Origin of the sequence: Bradyrhizobium sp. 31Argb (genome assembly GCF_043638955.1) — a bacterium.
GTDB lineage: Bacteria > Pseudomonadota > Alphaproteobacteria > Rhizobiales > Xanthobacteraceae > Bradyrhizobium.
Genome location: NZ_JBEGDB010000644.1, coordinates 1 through 921, shown reverse-complemented (window position 1 = coordinate 921; position 921 = coordinate 1). Strand labels below are relative to the sequence as shown.

The following is a 921-nucleotide window of genomic DNA, read 5'->3' as shown; positions in this document are numbered from 1 at the left end:
GCGCGAAACTACTTCGCCGTCGTCGCCATTGCCGCCACTCTGCTCTGGATAAGGTAACTGTCCACACGGCCTAGTTCGACGCCCTTTTTCCGGGCTCACCCTCGCAAATATCTCGCCCACGACGCTCCCCCCTGTGGTTAAAATGGTTTGGTTAGTTGCTTTGGGTGAGTCGAAACCGAAAAATACTGAAATTATTGGCTTTTTGGCCTTGACTGGCGGAAGGGGTGGGATTCGAACCCACGGTACCCTTGCGGGCACGCCGGTTTTCAAGACCGGTGCCTTAAACCACTCGGCCACCCTTCCAAGCGTTGAAATCTATAGACTTTCTCGCATTGCGCGCAGAACGTACCGTGGACGTACTACCGATTTACTACCCTTTGTCGTCGCGATTGTTTATGGCGGCTCGCAACGCCCCGTCAACCGCTGATGCGGCCTCGCTTTGCATATTCGGCATCAGGTGGCTGTAGATGTCCATGGTGATCGCGATCGACGAGTGTCCAAGCCGCTCTTGGACGACTTTCGGGTGAACCCTGGCGGCCAGCATGTGGCTGGCGGCCTAGCTGAGTTCGAACGAGCGTTTGGAATTGGCGCACTGTCGGCGCTCCTATTCAATGGTGATGCGGAAAGGAAAAAGGCCGGCGAGGAGCTCGCCGGCCGGTTAGCTAGGCGGCGGGTTTCGCCGCCTCTTCGATTGCTGCGATAAACTGGCGATCGGGCCGTCGCCTTCGTCAAAGACGAAGCCGCGATGAGCAGCAATGGTGGACGATGATCGCCGGTATAGTGATGATGCTTTACAAGGTCGCTATACCGCTCTAATCACCGCCACTGCAACTTCTTGCGTATTGCCTGAAATGGACCCCGATTGTGGGACCACGTGCTTAGTTGGAAGGGGCTGCTCCGTTTGATAGACGGAGCGCATGA

At 56.5% G+C, this 921-nt stretch carries 1 protein-coding gene and 1 tRNA gene; both read right to left on the bottom strand.

Annotation, left to right across the window (positions count from 1 at the left end; genetic code table 11):
- Positions 1 to 213 precede the first annotated feature (213 nt).
- Positions 214 to 303: transfer RNA gene (locus AAFX91_RS42035), tRNA-Ser, on the bottom strand.
- Positions 304 to 370: 67 nt separating this feature from the next.
- Complete coding sequence (locus AAFX91_RS42030) at positions 371 to 544, bottom strand: hypothetical protein (protein ID WP_165421234.1); 174 nt, start codon at positions 542 to 544, stop codon at positions 371 to 373.
- Positions 545 to 921: the final 377 nt, after the last annotated feature.